Source organism: Roseateles sp. P5_B10 (genome assembly GCF_056400485.1).
In genome coordinates this window covers 1-14710 of sequence record NZ_JBFULE010000068.1, presented here as the reverse complement: position 1 = coordinate 14710, position 14710 = coordinate 1, and the positions used below count along the sequence as shown (strand labels likewise).

Sequence of the window (14710 nt, the reverse complement as noted above, 5' to 3'; positions counted from 1 at the left end):
CCAGCATGTCGTACCAGGACGTGTAGTCGAAATGCGAGGGCAGCTGGTTGTTGATCAGATCTGACACATGCAGGTCGACGATATTGCCGCAGCCCCACCGCGCCAGTGCCTGTTGCACGGCCGGCTCGCCCACTTCGAACTCGCGCCGGCCATAGCCCACCCACAGGAAGCCACGCTCCGGCAGCGCTTCGGGCAGGGCCGCAAGCTCGCGAAAACTGTCGGTCTCGATGTGGAAGACCCGCACCGGCTCAACCCGCTTTCAGCAGCCGCGCGGCGTCCAGCGCGAAGTAGCTCAGCACGCCGTCGGCGCCCGCGCGCTTGAAGGCCAGCAGCGACTCCATCATGACGGCGTCATGGTCCAGCCAGCCATTGGCCGCGGCGGCCTTGACCATCGCGTATTCGCCGCTGACCTGGTAGGCAAAGGTCGGCACGCGGAACTCGTCCTTCACGCGGCGCACGATGTCCAGGTAAGGCATGCCGGGCTTGACCATCACCATGTCGGCGCCCTCGGCCAGGTCCAGGGCCACCTCGCGCAGGGCTTCGTCGCTGTTGCCGGGGTCCATCTGATACGTCTTTTTGTCAGCCTTGCCGAGGTTGGCAGCCGATCCCACCGCGTCGCGGAAGGGGCCATAGAAGCTGCTCGCGTATTTGGCGCTGTAAGCCATGATGCGCGTGTGAATGTGGCCTGCGGCTTCCAGCGCCTGGCGGATGGCGCCGATGCGGCCGTCCATCATGTCACTGGGCGCAACGATATCGACGCCGGCATCTGCCTGTACCAGGGCCTGTTTGGCAAGGATCTCGACGGTCGGGTCGTTGAGGATGTAGCCGGTCTCGTCGATGACACCGTCCTGGCCATGGCTGGTGAAAGGGTCCAGAGCCACGTCGGTCAGCACGCCGAGTTGCGGGAAATGTTTTTTTACCTCGCGCACCGCGCGCGGCACCAGGCCATTCGGATTCAGCGCTTCGGCGCCGTCGGGCGTCTTCAGCGCGGCGTCGATGACGGGGAAAAGGGCGATGACGGGCACGCCCAGTTCGACGCACTGCTCGGCCGTGCGCAGCAGGTGGTCCAGGCTCTGGCGCGACACGCCGGGCATGGAAGCCACGGCGTCCAGACGGTTCTCGCCCTCATGGATGAAGACGGGGAGGATGAGGTCGCTGGCACTCAGCGCATGTTCACGCACGAGGGCGCGCGTGAAGGCGTCGCGACGCAGGCGCCGCGGGCGCGCCGCAGGGAAGGCGGAGGGAGAAAAAACGTAGCGGGCCAAGTCGAATCCTCAGGCTGCGGGGGGTGCGGCCCGGCGCGTGATGGTTGACACATCCAGACGTCATTTATTCCTGACGTCACCGCTCAAGCGCGCTAAACTTGTTTTTGAATGATAGCCGCAAGGTGGTCGTTCCCTGCTTTTCCTCCCTGAGCAGGAGCCTTAGCGTGATGACAGCGATAAGGCTTTCTCGGCCCCGGTCTTGAACCGGGGCTTTTTTTTGGTGTTCACCGGACTGTTGTGTCGCGGAGCGACCCAACCCGCACCTTCGTGCGGTGTGCCTGCGGCCCATGTCCGACTCTCCCCCAAGCCCGTCCGCGCTGCGGCCGTGCTTGACGCCGGTGCTGCCCATAATGGCTGCATGCTCTGGGTCAAAGCCTTTCACATCGTCTTCGTCGCCGCCTGGTTTGCCGGCCTTTTCTATTTGCCGCGCATCTTTGTGAACCTGGCCATGGTGCCGGCCGACAGCCATGCCGAACGTGAGCGCCTGCTTTTGATGGCGCACAAGCTGCACCGCTTCAGCAGCATCCTGATGGGCGTGGCCCTGCTGCTCGGCATCTGGGTGCTGGTGGGCTGGGGCGCCAGCCGCTTCGCCGGCAGCTATTGGCTGCACGTCAAGATGCTGCTGGTCGTCGGCGTGATCGGCTACCACCACATGAACCGACGCCTGCTGCGCAGCTTCGAGACGCTGTCCAACAAGCGCAGCCACCGCTGGTTCCGCGTCTACAACGAGACGGCCGTGCTGCTCTTCGCGGCCATCGTCGTGCTGGTGACCGTCAAGCCCTTCTGAGGTCGGAAGTGCGTCGCCGTCAAAGCTCCGCCACCTGGCTGTTGTTGGCCCATATGGGGCTGGTCACCTATGCCAGCCTCTACCCCTTCTGGCCCTGGCGCTGGCCGCCCGGCATGGGCCTGCCCTGGTTGTTCAGCCTGCCCTGGCCGGCCCGCTTCTGGGCCTTCGACGTCGAGGCCAACCTGATTGGCTACATCCCCCTGGGCCTGCTCGGTTTTGCTGCGGCGATGCGCTCGGGCTGGGGGGTGCGCGGCGGGCTGCTGCTCGGCCTGCTGCCCGGGCCGGCGCTTTCGTTTGCGATGGAGACCCTGCAGTTCTTCGTGCCGGGCCGCGTGCCCTCCCTGTCTGACTGGGTCCTGAACTCGGCCGGCAGCCTGCTCGGTGCCGCCCTGGGCCTGGTGCTCAGCGCCCTCGGGGGCCTGGAGCGCTGGGAGGACGTGCGCGACCACTGGTTTGGCGCCAGCAGCGCACCGGCCCTCGCTCTGCTGGCGCTGTGGCCGCTGGCACTGCTGTACCCGACGCCGCTGCCTTTCGGCCTTGGTCAATGGCTGCCCTGGTGGCGGGGAATGTTGCTGGATGCCCTGACCGGCACGCCCTGGGCGCTGAACTGGGGCGACGCGGTCACCGTCGAGCATGAGCTGCCGCCTGGCCTGGAGGCGCTGGCCATCGCCCTCGGGCTGCTGGCGCCGGTGCTGTTGATGATCACCGTCGCTCGCTCCGGCCTGCGCCGGCTGGCGCTGGCCGGGGGGGCGGTGCTGCTGGGCCTGCTGGGTACGGCGACGTCAACCGCGATGGCCTTCGGGCCCGACCATGCATGGGCCTGGCTCAGCGATGCCACACGCCCCGGCGTGGGCCTGGGCGTCGTGCTGGCCTTGGTGGCCTGCTTGCTGCCCTCGCGTGTCGCGGCGGCCCTGGGCCTGTTCGTGCTGTGCGCCTTGATCGGCCTCATCAGCTTGGCGCCCAGCGACCCCTACTTGGCCTTGAACATGCAGGCCTGGGAGCAGGGCCGCTTCATCAACCTCTATGGGCTGACGCGCTGGGTGGCCTGGACCTGGCCGTTCATCGCCCTCGTCTGGCTCGCCGCCCGGCTGGTGCAAAAGCCCCAGTGAGACAATCCGCGGCGATGAGTTACTACGAGCGCCACGTCTTCTTCTGCCTGAACCAGCGCACCAATGGCGAGGCCAGTTGCGCTGACCATGACGCGCAAGGCGGCTTCGACCACTGCAAGTCGCGCGTCAAGCAACTCGGCCTGGCCGGCAAGGGTGGCGTGCGCGTCAACAAGGCCGGTTGCCTGGACCGCTGCGCCGGCGGCCCGGTGGCTGTCGTCTACCCGGAAGCCATCTGGTATTCCTGGGTCGACAAGAGCGACCTGGACGAGATCGTTGAGCGCCATTTGCGCGACGGCCAGGTGGTCGAGCGCCTGGTGCTGCCGGATTCCGTCGGCCGATGAATTCGCAGACCGAGAAGCGCCTCGTCCCCGGCCCGGCCGGGCAGATTGAAGTTGCCATCGACCTGCCGCCTGGTTCCAATTCAGGCACGCCGCCGCTGGGCACGGCCCTGATCTGCCATCCCAACCCGACCCAGGGCGGGACCATGGACAACAAGGTCGTGCAGACACTGGCGCGGGCTTTCATTCAACTCGGCTGGCGGGCCGTGCGCTTCAACTTCCGTGGCATCGGCCAATCGGCAGGTGGCTGGGACGAAGGCCGTGGCGAAGTTGATGACGCGCTGGCCGTGCTCGACGCTGTTCGCGCGCCCGGCGAGGCATTGATCCTGTCTGGCTTCTCCTTTGGCGGCTACGTGGCCTCCCGCGCTGCCCAACGCCTGGCCGAACCGGCCCGGCGCCTCGTCCTCGTCGGCCCGGCGACCAGTCGTTTTGACACCGCCCCGGTGCCTGCCGACACCGTGGTCATCCATGGCGAGGTCGACGACGTTGTGCCCCTCGCCGCCGTGCTCGACTGGGCGCGGCCGCAAGGCCTTCCCGTGACCGTCGTCCCCGGCGTGGRCCATTTCTTCCACGGGCAGTTGCCGCTGCTCAAGTCCCTTGTGGTGCGCGCGTTCGATCCCACGAAGATCTAGTCGCTGCGTCTGAACAGATCCATGAAACGACTGCTTGCTTTCCTCCTCGCCGCGCTCTCGCTGACTGCCCTGGCCCAGGCCCCCCAGCCACCGGAACTCGCGGCGCGCAACTATGTGCTGATCGACCTGACCACGCACAAGACCCTGGCCGAGCGTGATGCCGACACGGCCAATGACCCGGCGTCCCTGACCAAGCTGATGACGGCCTATGTCGTCTTCGGCGCGCTGCGGGAGAAAAAGCTGACGCTGGAGCAGACCCTGCCCGTGTCCAAGCGCGCCTGGGACGAGCGCAAGGGCGATCCTTCGCTGATGTTCATCGACACGACGATGACGCCCAAGGTCGATGAGCTGCTGCACGGCCTCATCATCCAGAGCGGCAACGACGCCGCCGTGGCCCTGGCCGAAGGCGCGGCCGGTTCGGTCGAGAACTTCGTGCAGCTGATGAACCGCCAGGCCCAGGCCTGGGGCCTGAAGAACACCGAGTTCAAGAACGTGACCGGCACGTCCGAGCCCGGCCACAAGAGCAGTGCGCGCGACATCGCGGTGGTGGCTTCACACATCATCACGGACTTCCCCGAGTACTACGTCTACTACTCGCAGCGCGACTACACCTTCAACAAGATCCGCCAGGACAACCGCAACCTGCTGCTGCGTCGCGACCCGACGGTGGATGGCATGAAGACCGGTTTCACCGAGGCCGCCGGCTACTGCCTGGTGTCCAGCGCCAACCGCGATTTCCCCAACGGCAAGCGCCGCCTGTTGTCCGTTGTCATGGGCACGGCGTCAAAGGAAGCTCGCGCCAGCGAGAGCCAGAAGCTGCTGAACTGGGGCTACACGGCCTTCGATGCGGTCAAGATCTTTGACGCCGGCAAGGCGATTGCGACCGTGCCGGTCTGGAAGGGCGAGGCCAAGGAAGCCAGGCTCGGTGCGGCTGACGCCATCTTCGTCGCCGTGCCGCATGGCGACGGCACCAAGCTGCAAACCCAGGTCGAGCGCACCGACCCCCTGGTGGCGCCGCTCAGCAAGGGCCAGCGCGTCGGCACCCTGCGCGTGACGACGACGGCCGGCGCGCCGGTGGCCGAGGTGCCGCTGATCGTGCAGGAAGCCGTGCCCGGCTCCGGCCTGCTCGGTCGTGCCTGGGATTCGCTGCGCCTGTGGATCAAGTGAGGTCATGATGAACCTGCCGCCCGACATTCCGCCCGAGCAATCGCTCATCGAATACCCCTCGCAGTTTCCGATCAAGGTCATGGGCGCCCATGTCGAGGGCTTCGTCGAGGCCATCGCCCATGTGGCGCGACAGTTCGACCCAGCCTTTGATGCCGCCACCATCGAGCAGCGCCCGAGCAAGGGCGGCAACTACCTCGGCCTGACCATCACCATCACGGCCACCAGCCGCGAGCAGCTAGACGAGATCTACCGCACGCTGACCACGCATCCCATGGTCAAGGTCGTGCTCTGATCAGGTCGCCGCGTCGCCGGCCTGCATGGCCTTGATCTTGGCCTTGGCCGCGTCATCGCCGTTCTTGGCGGCGATGTCGTACCAATAGCGCGCCAGGCGCGCGTCGGCCTCGACGCCCGACCCCGTCTCGAACATCGACGCGACGATGTATTGGGCGCCGACGTCGCCTGCCTTGGCCGCTTCCAGATACCAGCGGTGGGCCTGGGCCAGGTCCTGGGACCGGCCGCGGCCGAGGTAGTAGCAGGTGGCGGTGGCGAGGGCGCCATCGCCGTTGCCCTGCTCCGCCGCGCGCTCAAACCAGCCGCAGGCGGCTTTCGGGTCGGGCTTGCCATGGCGGCCCTGCTCGATCATTTCGCCCAGGGCGTTCTCGGCCAGGGCCAGCTTCTGCGCCGCCGCACGCTGCAGCCACTGCCAGGCCTTGGCGTCGCTGGCGCCGGGCAGCTCCTTGCGCAGATTCATCATCGCGAGGTTGAACTGGCCGAGCGCCTCGCCGCGCCGGGCTGATTCGGCAAAGCCCTTGGCCGCAGCCTTGAGGTCGCCCTCGTCGTAGGCGGCCAGCGCGTCGGGCAGTGAGGCGGCCCGGGCCAGGGAGGCGGCGAGCAGCAGGGCAACGGCAATCAGTGGCGTCTTCATCGGGTCGAGTCGGCTCAGGTGGGCGAAGGCTTACAGCGTCTGCCTATGATGCCCGCATGATCGTCAAGACCCTCGGGCGGGTCGATTACCTGCCCACGCTGGAGGCCATGCGCGCCTTCACGGCGGCGCGCGATGCAGACACGCCCGACGAGCTCTGGCTCTGCGAGCACCCGCCCACCTTCACGCAAGGCCTCGCCGGCAAACCGGAGCACCTGCTGCTGCCGGGCGACATCCCCGTCGTCGCGACCGAGCGTGGCGGCCAGGTGACCTATCACGGGCCCGGCCAGGTGACGGCCTACCCGCTGGTCGACCTGCGGCGCCTGGGCATCTTCGTCAAGGAATACGTCTTCCGCCTGGAGACGGCCCTCATCCAGGCCCTGGACAGCTATGGCGTGACCGGCCTGCGCGTCGGCGGCGCGCCGGGCATCTATGTGCGCCCGGCCGACCCCGGCAGCCATGCGGCGCTGGCCGGTCCGGCCGATCCGGCGAATGGCTTCAAGGGCCTGGCCAAGGTTGCGGCCCTGGGCATCAAGGTCAGCCGCCACTGCACCTATCACGGCCTTGCGCTCAATGTTGCGATGGACCTGGAACCCTTCCTGCGCATCAACCCGTGCGGATACGAAGGCCTGGAAACCACATCCCTCGATAAACTCGGGGTTTTCACCGACTGGCCGACCGCGGCCGGGCGGCTCGCCGAGCGGCTCTCGGCACAATTTGAAGTCTCGACGCCTTGACCATGTCCGACACGACCACCTACGACCCGACGATCAAGCAAAAGGCCGAGGCCAAGACCTCCCGCATCCCGATCAAGATCGTGCCGGCCGAGGTGCTGAAGAAGCCGGACTGGATCCGCGTCAAGGCCGGTTCGCCGACGACCCGCTTCTACGAGATCAAGCAGATCCTGCGTGAGCACAAGCTGCACACGGTCTGCGAGGAAGCCAGCTGCCCCAACATCGGCGAATGCTTCGGCAAGGGCACGGCCACCTTCATGATCATGGGTGACAAGTGCACCCGCCGTTGCCCCTTCTGCGACGTCGGCCATGGCCGGCCCGACCCGCTGGATGTCGACGAGCCGCTGAACCTGGCCAAGACGATTGCGGCGCTGAAGCTCAAGTACGTCGTCATCACCAGCGTCGACCGCGACGACCTGAAGGACGGCGGCGCCGGCCATTTCGCCGAATGCATCACTAAGACGCGCGAGCTGTCGCCGACGACCCAGATCGAAGTGCTGGTGCCCGACTTCCGCGGCCGCGCCGATCGCGCGCTGAATATCCTGAAGGCCGCGCCGCCGGATGTGATGAACCACAACCTGGAAACCGCGCCGCGCCTGTACAAGGAAGCGCGCCCGGGTTCCGACTACCAGTTCAGCCTCGACCTGCTCAAGCGCTTCAAGCAGGAAGTGCCGGGCGTGCCGACCAAGAGCGGCATCATGGTCGGCCTGGGCGAGACGGACGACGAGATCCGCCAGGTCATGCGCGACATGCGGGCGCACGACATCGACATGATCACCATCGGGCAGTACCTGGCGCCATCGGGCCATCACCTGCCGGTGCGCCGCTATGTGACGCCCGACGCCTTCAAGCAGTTCGAGAAGGAAGCCTACGAGCTGGGCTTCACGCACGCGGCCGTCGGCGCCATGGTGCGCTCCAGCTACCACGCGGACGAGCAGGCCCACGCGGCCCTCAATCCGACGGTCAGCCCGACGGCGGCCTGATCAGGACCGCTGCGGCCGGGGCTGCGGCGCCATCGGCGGCACTTCTGGCGCCTCGTTCAGGCGCAGGAACTTGAAGCCCGCCAGCTGCGCCTTGTTCTGCCCCGCCTGGCGCGCATCGCGTTCCGCCATGCGGGCGATGAAGCCCTGCAGCGTCTCCTCGCGCACCTGCGGCTCGGCTGAATGCAGCAGGCGACGGGAGCCATCCGCGCCGGTGACGATGAGGCCGACATGCGATGCCCAGGACTCGCCGCCGCGGCTGGAGATGACGTTGACGAAATCGCCGTCCTGCAACTGGGCCTCGACAGCGGCCACGTCCTGCTTGGCAACGTAGACATCGTCGAAGTTCTGCACCGGGATGTCGCGGCGGATCTTGAACTGCTTGAGCAGGAAGGCCTGACGGTCGATGCGCTGGCGGTAGGGCTGGGTCGGCGCGCCCAGGGTGGCGGTGACGTCCTGCACCAACCAGCGGTTGGCGACATTCCAGTCGGCTTCGGTGTAGTGGTTGCGCGTGGCGGTGCCGATGACCCCGTCGCGGTAGCGGATGCGCTGCAGCATCCAGAAGAACTCTTCCCAGGATGCGCTCAATGCCATCGCATAGGTATGTTCCACGAAGACGACGCAGTCGCTTTTGCTCAGGTCGAACAGCGGCTGGGCGTCGTAGGTCTCGTAGGGGAACTCGCCCAGCAGGAAGAGCTCGTAGGGCTGGCCGATGTTTTTGCGTGCCAGCGCCGCGATGCGCTGGCGCAGGGCCGGCTGGTCCTGCTGTTGCCAGGCCAGGTAGCGGCCCAGCTCGCGCGGCTGCATCTGGTAGAGCGGCTTGTTGAGCAGGCTGGCCAGTTCGGTGGCGTCCAGGCTGGCGCGGCGAGCGGCATCCAGCTGTGTGGCCGTGGGCTCGATGCGGGGTGGCGACGGTGGCGGCGGGGGCTGGTGGGCGCAGCCAGCCAGCAGCAGGGATATGGCGAGGGCGGCAAGCGTCTTTTGCATCGCCGCAGTGTCAGTCCAGCGGCGCCTCGGTGGTCATGAGAGCTTGTGGGACGTCCATAACGTCAGGATTCGCCGGCCTGGGCGCGCAGCGTCTCGATGAGCAGGCGCGTCTTGCGAGGTGGCTGCTGGGCGGCCGGATAGAGGGCGTGGATGCCGCCTTCGGGCAGATGCCAGCCCGGCAGCAGGCGCACGAGGCGGCCGGCGGCGAGGTCGTCGGCAACGAGATAGTCCGGCAGCATGGCCATGCCGCCACCCGCCAATGCCGCGCTGCGCAGCGCCGAGGCGGTGTTGAAGGACAGTACGGACTGCAAGCGCACCGCCTGTTCGGCCTCGCCGTCGGCGTTGAAGCGGCATTGCAGCGGCTGGGGAAGCACGGTCAGCGCAATCAGCGGCAGGGCTGCCAGCTCGCCCGGATGAGCGGGTGCGGCGCGTCCCTCGAGCAGGCTCGGGCTGGCAACGACGTAGGCGCTGAAGGACCGGATGCGCGTCGCGCGCAGCTCGGAGTCGGCCAGTTGGCCGATGCGGATGGCCACGTCGATCTGCTCGGCCACAAGGTCCAGCGGCCGGTCGACAGCCAGCACATCGATCTGCAGTTGCGGGTGGCGCTGCGTCAGTGCGACGGCGACGGGCGCCAGCACGCGCTCGGCATAGTCCACCGGCGCCGTCACGCGCAGCCGGCCACGTGGCTCGGCCGTGTTTCCGGCGGCAGCGGCGATGGCCCGCTCGGTGTCGGCCACGATCTGGCGCGCAGCATCGAAAAAGCCCTCACCCGCCTCGGTCAGGCGCAGGGAGCGCGTGGTGCGCAACAGCAGGCTGGCGCCGACCTCACGCTCCAGGCGCTGCATGTGGGCGCTGACCATGGTCGTCGCGATACCCAGCCGGCGGGCGGCTGCGCTCAGCGAGCCGGTTTCGACAACGGCGACGAAGACGGCCAGGCGGTTGAGGTTGACGTTGGCGAGGTTGTTGATAGTGATCTTCCACTCAGAGTGCAAGGTGCTTGCAGGATAGCGCGGCTACCGGCCGGTCTGCGCTGATCGCACACTGGAGCCATTCCCTGCTGAGATCGCCATGAGTCACCCCATCTTGCATCGCAACATCCAAGTCAACGGGCTGAACCTGTTCTACCGCGAGGCCGGCCCGGTGGATGCGCCGACGTTGCTGCTGCTGCACGGCTTCCCGTCATCGTCGCGCCAGTACGTGAAGCTGATGGAGGCGCTGGCGGATCGCTACCACCTCATCGCGCCCGACTATCCGGGTTTCGGCCTCAGCGACGCGCCGCCGGCCGCCGAGTTTGGCTACAGCTTCGACCGCCTGGCCGATGTCGTCGAGGGGTTCTGCGAGGCGCTGGGCCTGGACCGCTTCGTCGCCTACCTGTTCGACTTCGGCGCGCCCATCGGCCTGCGCATTGCCGAGCGCCACCCAGAATGGATTGCCGGTCTCGTCATCCAGAACGGCAATGCCTACGAGGAGGGATTGAGCGCGATGGCACGTGACATGGTTGCGCTGCAGCCCGGCCGGCCAGGTGCCGTGGAAGCCGTCACGGGCATCCTGACGGCCGAGGTCACGCGCATGCAATACGAGGGCGGCACCCGCGAGCCGGCGCGTATCGCCCCCGAGGGCTGGCTGCTGGACCAGCATTTCCTGGACCTGCCCGGCCGCAAGGCCATCCAGGTGGACCTGGCGCTGGACTACCACCGCAACGTGGCGCGCTACCCGGCTTGGCAGGCCTGGCTGCGCGAACATCGGCCGCCGGCGCTGATCGTCTGGGGTCGCAACGACGCCTTCTTCCCGGCGGCGGGCGCCGAGGCCTATCTGCGCGACCTGCCCGAGGCCGAGCTGCATCTGCTCGACACGGGGCACTTCGCTTTGGAGGAAGAGGTCGATTTCATCGCGGCGCGCATGRCCGTCTTCATCGACGGGCTTACGCCTCAGCCAGCAGCTGCTCGATGAGGCCGTGCAGGGCGGCGAAGTCGGGTTCGCCGACAAAGCGCTTGACGATCTCGCCGCGCTTGTTGATGAGGAAGGTGGTCGGCGTCATCTGCACCGAGCCAAAGGCCTGGGCGACGCTGCCGGTGTTGTCGATGGCCACGCCAAAGGGCAGCTTGCGCGTCTCGGCGTACTTGGCGACGAAGGCCGGCGGGTCGTAGCTCATGGCCACGGCGACAGTGTCCAGGCCGCGGGCCTTGAACTTGTCGTGGGTGGCGACGATCTGCGGCATTTCCTTCACGCAGGTCGCGCAGCTGGTGGCCCAGAAGTTGACCAGCATGACCTTGCCGGTCCAGTCCCGCGAACTGGCCTTCTGGCCGTTCAGCAGCACATAGTCGACGGCGGGTGCCTGCTCGCGGGCACAGCCCGTCAGCGCGGCGGCGCAGATCAGGGCAGAGGCAAGGGCACGGCGGGTCAGCATGCCCGGATTCTAGAGAAGCCGCTAAACCCTTTTGGCCAGCTCGAACATCAGCAGCGAGGGCAGGGCGTCGGGCAGGTGGCGGCGCGAGATGCGGGCCACGCCGTCACCGGTGGCGGTGGACAGCTGGGTGCGGTGCTCGCCATCGAACATCTCGACGAAGGCGAAGTCCGGCGCGTCGCGCATGACGCCGGCGATCAGCTGCAGCAGCGGCTCGCTCATCTGTGCCGCGTCGAACAGCATGGCATGGGGCAGGCCTTCCCGGCAGAACTGCTCGGCCTCGGCCACGCTGCCGACCACATCCACCAGCATGCCCATGTGGCGCACGGCGGCCTGGGCCTCGGTGCGCATGTCGCGGTGCGCCGACACGATCAGCAGCTGGCAGCCCGCCAGCGGCCGCGAATTGCCGCCCATGCGTTCGGCCTCGGCTTCCAACCGGGCATTGGTGCTGTCCGGCGGCGGCGCTTCGTCCGGCGCGAGCTGGTTGAACTCCAGCGTCAGCAGCGTGATGCCGGCCTCCTGCTCGCGCAGTGGCAGCACACCCAGCGTGATGGCCGTTTGCTCCAGCAGCCGCCAGGCCAGCGAGTCCAGCCCGGGCGTCGGTGCGTGCGGGTCGGCGTCGTCGCTGAGCAATTCCAGCGAGCGGTGGGCGAAGCGGCAGCTCAGGCGCGCCTTGACCGGCCAGGGCGTCAGATCCAGTCGCAGGTCGACGGAGGAGTGCGTATTGGCCAGCGCCCAGTCCATCAGCGCATTCAGCAGGCCGAAGAGCAGGGCGCCGTCGGCCCAGATCTCGACGGGCTTGAGCGACTGGCGAACCTGCACGCCGCGCGCCTGGGTCTCGCGGCTGCGCTGGGCGAGCACGCTGCGCAGCATCTGCGTGAGGTGCTGGCGCTCGCGGTTCAGGCGCAGGCGGCCGGAGGCCAGCCGGGAGAGCTGCTGGCCCAGCATGCCGGCCGTGCGAGCGTCGTCCACGCTGCGCTTCAACAGGCGCAGGCCGCGGCGGTCGATCTGGCCGGTGGTGGCGAGGTTCTGGATCTGCTCCAGCGCCGCGCTCAGCGGCCCGGCGATCTCGGCGCCCAGCTGCTGGACGATGTCCGCCCACTGGACCGGTGAAGGCTCAGGCATGACATCGTTGGCGGCACTTGCTGGCGCGGAAGAAGGCGGTGTGGACATGACCCGGTGGCTGCGGACCCGAGGCGGATGGTTCTAGGTGGTTGGCCCGCCTCGGTGCGTGAGCGCATGCTGCGGACAGCGCGCCGCCATCTCCATCCCCCACCCAGGGGGAAACCCTGGGTTTGGGGGTGGGTTAGCCCTCACGCAATGACACCACTGTTGCGCCAGTTTGTGATTTCTTCCGCAGAACAGCCGGCTTCTTGCAGCAACTCGTCGCTGTGCTGGCCGAGCAGCGGCGGCRCGAACCGATAGGCCACGGGTGTGGCCGACAGCTTCATTGGGCTGGCAATGAGGCGCAGATCGGGCGTCAAGGGATGGGGCATGGCAACCACGGCACCGCGAGCTTGCGCTTGCGGGTCGGCGAGCGCCTCACCAATAGAGTTGATCGAGCCACAGGGCACCTTGGCAGCCTCCAGCGCCGCGAGCCAGTCGGCGCGAGGGCGCTGCCGCATGGCTTCCTCCAACTGAGGCACGAGGAGGGCGCGGTGGCGCACGCGCTCGGAGTTGGTCGCAAAGCGTGGGTCGGTGGCCCATCCCGGCTGGCCGGCGATGTCGCAGAACTTGGCGAATTGGCGGTCGTTGCCGACAGCCAGGATCAGATAGCCGTCGCTGGCCTCGAAGACCTGATAGGGCACGATGTTCTGGTGGGCGTTGCCCATGCGGCCCGGCGCCTTGCCGCTGCACAGGTAGTTGCTGCCGAGGTTGGCCAGCATGGCGAGCTGGGTGTCCAGCAGGGCCATGTCGATGACCTGGCCCTGGCCGGTGGCATCGCGGTGGCGCAGCGCGGCCAGGATGGCGACGGTGGCATACATGCCGGTGAACAGGTCGGCCACGGCCACGCCCACCTTCTGCGGCCCGCCGCCGGGCAGGTCGTCGCGCTCGCCGGTCACGCTCATCAGCCCGCCCATGCCCTGGACGGCGTAGTCATAACCGGCGCGCTCGGCATAGGGCCCGGTCTGGCCGAAGCCGGTGATGGAGCAGATGACGAGGCCGGGGTGCTCGGCGAGCAGGGTTTGCGCGTCCAGGCCATAGCGAGCCAGGTCGCCGACCTTGAAGTTCTCGACCAGGACGTCGACCTGGGCCGCCAGCTTGCGGACGATGGCCTGACCTTCGGGCGTGGCCAGATCCACGGCCAGCGAGCGCTTGTTGCGGTTGGCGCCGAGGAAGTAGGCGGCCTCGGACGTGTCCTGGCCGTCGGCATCCTTCAGATAGGGCGGGCCCCAGGCACGTGTGTCGTCGCCACTGCCGGGGCGTTCGATCTTGATGACSTCGGCGCCGAGGTCGGCCAGGGTCTGGGTGCACCAGGGGCCGGCCAGCACGCGCGACAGGTCCAGCACGCGCACGCCTGCCAGGGCTTGGGGAGAGGGCATTTCTTGCATTGCGGAATTGTCCTCGGGCCGCTGTCGATAATTCGCCCATGCCCTGCCGCACGACTGCCGGATTTGCCCTAATGCTGAGCTTGCTGGCGGCTTGCCAGCCGACGCTGAACTGGCGCGAGGTCAGGCCGACCGGATCGGGCGCCGTGGCCCTCTTCCCTTGCAAGCCCGACATCGAGCAGCGCCCCGCTCACGCCGGCCAGGGTGCGATGGGCCTGGCACAGTGCGAAGCGGGCGGCGGGCGCTTCGCGCTGTCCTGGGCTGATGGGCCCGACCCGACCCAGGCCGGCCCAGCCCTCAAGGCCATGCCCCAGGCCTTGGCCACCAAGCTCGGCCAGCCGCTGCCGCCGGCCCAGCCGCTGCTGGTGCCGGGCATGACGCCGCTGCCGGAGGCTGCCGAGTACCGCCTGACCGGTGCGGGCGGGATCACTCGCGTGGCCGTGTTCGCTCACGGTGGCCGTGTCTACCAGGCGCTGATGACGCTGCCGCAGGACGACCCGGCCGCGTGGGAAAGCTTCCGTGCCGGGCTGGCCATGGAGACCGCCCGCTAACATCCTGCCCCATGCCCAACCTGCTTGTGATCGCCCACGCACCGCTGGCCTCCGCCCTGCGGCAGGTGGCCGAACACACCTTCCCCGACTGTGCGCCGACGCTGACCGTGCTGGATGTTGATGCTGGCATGAGCGCGGACGACGTCGAGACAGCTGCCCGCGCGCTGATGGCCCGGGCCGACCAGCCCGAGTGGCTGGTGCTGACCGATGTGTTCGGCGCTACGCCGAGCAACGGTGCTCAGCGCCTGGCGGGAGAGCAGGTGCAGGTGCTCAGCGGTGTCAGCG

Annotated in this window: 18 protein-coding genes and 1 pseudogene; 11 read left to right on the top strand and 8 right to left on the bottom strand. The window is 67.9% G+C overall.

Annotated elements, in window-relative coordinates; all coding sequences use genetic code 11:
- Together AC1DU6_RS07245 and hemB are read right to left on the bottom strand one after the other, a co-directional pair.
- Positions 1–244: pseudogene (locus AC1DU6_RS07245) on the bottom strand (magnesium transporter CorA); the annotation flags it as partial.
- 4 nt (positions 245–248) lie between these two features.
- On the bottom strand, positions 249–1265 hold the full coding sequence (hemB, locus tag AC1DU6_RS07240; RefSeq protein ID WP_457356198.1) for a porphobilinogen synthase: 1017 nt from the start codon (positions 1263–1265) through the stop codon (positions 249–251).
- A 358-nt stretch (positions 1266–1623) separates the two neighbouring features.
- Here hemB and AC1DU6_RS07235 point away from each other — a divergent pair, with 358 nt between their 5' ends.
- The 6 genes from AC1DU6_RS07235 to AC1DU6_RS07210 are packed head-to-tail and all read left to right on the top strand — an operon-like array spanning position 1624 to position 5590.
- Positions 1624–2052, top strand: a complete 429-nt coding sequence (locus tag AC1DU6_RS07235) for a CopD family protein (protein WP_056194341.1) — start codon at positions 1624–1626, stop codon at positions 2050–2052.
- Positions 2053–2060: 8 nt separating this feature from the next.
- Positions 2061–3161 carry a VanZ family protein gene (locus AC1DU6_RS07230; protein ID WP_457356199.1) on the top strand — a complete coding sequence of 367 codons (1101 nt, stop codon included), beginning with the start codon at positions 2061–2063 and terminating at the stop codon, positions 3159–3161.
- Positions 3162–3175: 14 nt separating this feature from the next.
- Entirely contained in the window at positions 3176–3502 is a 327-nt protein-coding gene (locus AC1DU6_RS07225; protein ID WP_056194333.1) for a (2Fe-2S) ferredoxin domain-containing protein, read from the top strand.
- Positions 3499–4131: an alpha/beta hydrolase gene (locus AC1DU6_RS07220; RefSeq protein WP_477856434.1), complete on the top strand. Its 633-nt coding sequence runs from the start codon at positions 3499–3501 to the stop codon at positions 4129–4131. Before AC1DU6_RS07225 ends, AC1DU6_RS07220 begins: the two co-directional genes overlap by 4 nt.
- Positions 4132–4152: 21 nt before the next feature.
- A complete protein-coding gene (locus AC1DU6_RS07215) occupies positions 4153–5298 on the top strand; it encodes a D-alanyl-D-alanine carboxypeptidase family protein (RefSeq protein ID WP_056194327.1) in 1146 nt (381 codons plus the stop codon).
- A 7-nt stretch (positions 5299–5305) separates the two neighbouring features.
- A complete protein-coding gene (locus AC1DU6_RS07210) occupies positions 5306–5590 on the top strand; it encodes a DUF493 family protein (protein WP_056194323.1) in 285 nt (94 codons plus the stop codon).
- On the opposite strand, the gene AC1DU6_RS07205 is transcribed toward AC1DU6_RS07210, so the two are convergent.
- A complete protein-coding gene (locus tag AC1DU6_RS07205) occupies positions 5591–6223 on the bottom strand; it encodes a tetratricopeptide repeat protein (RefSeq protein ID WP_457324286.1) in 633 nt (210 codons plus the stop codon).
- A 56-nt stretch (positions 6224–6279) separates the two neighbouring features.
- Between AC1DU6_RS07205 and lipB the strand changes: the two genes are divergently transcribed.
- A complete protein-coding gene (lipB, locus tag AC1DU6_RS07200; RefSeq protein WP_457324285.1) occupies positions 6280–6957 on the top strand; it encodes a lipoyl(octanoyl) transferase LipB in 678 nt (225 codons plus the stop codon).
- Between the two features lie 2 nt (positions 6958–6959).
- Positions 6960–7937, top strand: a complete 978-nt coding sequence (gene lipA / locus AC1DU6_RS07195) for a lipoyl synthase (RefSeq protein WP_457324284.1) — start codon at positions 6960–6962, stop codon at positions 7935–7937.
- Here lipA and AC1DU6_RS07190 read toward each other — a convergent pair whose 3' ends face one another.
- Positions 7938–8921, bottom strand: coding sequence for an N-acetylmuramoyl-L-alanine amidase-like domain-containing protein (locus tag AC1DU6_RS07190; protein ID WP_477856433.1), 984 nt, complete (start codon positions 8919–8921; stop codon positions 7938–7940).
- Between the two features lie 62 nt (positions 8922–8983).
- The gene (locus AC1DU6_RS07185) at positions 8984–9889 is read right to left on the bottom strand and encodes a LysR family transcriptional regulator (protein WP_477856435.1); all 906 of its coding nucleotides are present in this window, start codon (positions 9887–9889) and stop codon (positions 8984–8986) included.
- A gap of 100 nt (positions 9890–9989) precedes the next feature.
- Between AC1DU6_RS07185 and AC1DU6_RS07180 the strand changes: the two genes are divergently transcribed.
- Entirely contained in the window at positions 9990–10871 is an 882-nt protein-coding gene (locus AC1DU6_RS07180; RefSeq protein WP_477856432.1) for an alpha/beta fold hydrolase, read from the top strand.
- Here the strand turns inward: AC1DU6_RS07180 and AC1DU6_RS07175 are convergent.
- From AC1DU6_RS07175 to AC1DU6_RS07165, 3 genes are all read right to left on the bottom strand, one after another.
- The gene (locus AC1DU6_RS07175; protein ID WP_082532494.1) at positions 10843–11328 is read right to left on the bottom strand and encodes a TlpA family protein disulfide reductase; all 486 of its coding nucleotides are present in this window, start codon (positions 11326–11328) and stop codon (positions 10843–10845) included. The two genes, AC1DU6_RS07180 and AC1DU6_RS07175, sit on opposite strands and share 29 nt — an antisense overlap.
- A 21-nt stretch (positions 11329–11349) precedes the next feature.
- Entirely contained in the window at positions 11350–12450 is a 1101-nt protein-coding gene (locus AC1DU6_RS07170) for an ATP-binding protein (RefSeq protein WP_056194306.1), read from the bottom strand.
- Between the two features lie 188 nt (positions 12451–12638).
- On the bottom strand, positions 12639–13868 hold the full coding sequence (locus AC1DU6_RS07165) for a CaiB/BaiF CoA transferase family protein (protein WP_477856431.1): 1230 nt from the start codon (positions 13866–13868) through the stop codon (positions 12639–12641).
- 80 nt (positions 13869–13948) lie between these two features.
- Between AC1DU6_RS07165 and AC1DU6_RS07160 the strand changes: the two genes are divergently transcribed.
- Both AC1DU6_RS07160 and AC1DU6_RS07155 read left to right on the top strand, forming a co-directional pair.
- Positions 13949–14425: a hypothetical protein gene (locus AC1DU6_RS07160; protein ID WP_056194302.1), complete on the top strand. Its 477-nt coding sequence runs from the start codon at positions 13949–13951 to the stop codon at positions 14423–14425.
- A gap of 11 nt (positions 14426–14436) precedes the next feature.
- Positions 14437–14710, top strand: a 274-nt coding sequence (locus AC1DU6_RS07155; protein ID WP_477856430.1) for a PTS sugar transporter subunit IIA, incomplete at its 3' end; no start/stop codon positions are given.

Bases quoted from the DNA above. Each gene is read 5' to 3' on its own strand.
- AC1DU6_RS07210 (WP_056194323.1), top strand. From the start codon at position 5,306: ATGAACCTGCCGCCCGACATTCCGCCCGAGCAATCGCTCATCGAATAC.
- AC1DU6_RS07175 (WP_082532494.1), bottom strand. From the start codon at position 11,328: ATGCTGACCCGCCGTGCCCTTGCCTCTGCCCTGATCTGCGCCGCCGCG.
- AC1DU6_RS07160 (WP_056194302.1), top strand. From the start codon at position 13,949: ATGCTGAGCTTGCTGGCGGCTTGCCAGCCGACGCTGAACTGGCGCGAG.
- lipB (WP_457324285.1), top strand. From the start codon at position 6,280: ATGATCGTCAAGACCCTCGGGCGGGTCGATTACCTGCCCACGCTGGAG.
- AC1DU6_RS07205 (WP_457324286.1), bottom strand. From the start codon at position 6,223: ATGAAGACGCCACTGATTGCCGTTGCCCTGCTGCTCGCCGCCTCCCTG.
- lipA (WP_457324284.1), top strand. From the start codon at position 6,960: ATGTCCGACACGACCACCTACGACCCGACGATCAAGCAAAAGGCCGAG.
- AC1DU6_RS07215 (WP_056194327.1), top strand. From the start codon at position 4,153: ATGAAACGACTGCTTGCTTTCCTCCTCGCCGCGCTCTCGCTGACTGCC.
- AC1DU6_RS07225 (WP_056194333.1), top strand. From the start codon at position 3,176: ATGAGTTACTACGAGCGCCACGTCTTCTTCTGCCTGAACCAGCGCACC.
- AC1DU6_RS07235 (WP_056194341.1), top strand. From the start codon at position 1,624: ATGCTCTGGGTCAAAGCCTTTCACATCGTCTTCGTCGCCGCCTGGTTT.
- AC1DU6_RS07190 (WP_477856433.1), bottom strand. From the start codon at position 8,921: ATGCAAAAGACGCTTGCCGCCCTCGCCATATCCCTGCTGCTGGCTGGC.
- AC1DU6_RS07170 (WP_056194306.1), bottom strand. From the start codon at position 12,450: ATGCCTGAGCCTTCACCGGTCCAGTGGGCGGACATCGTCCAGCAGCTG.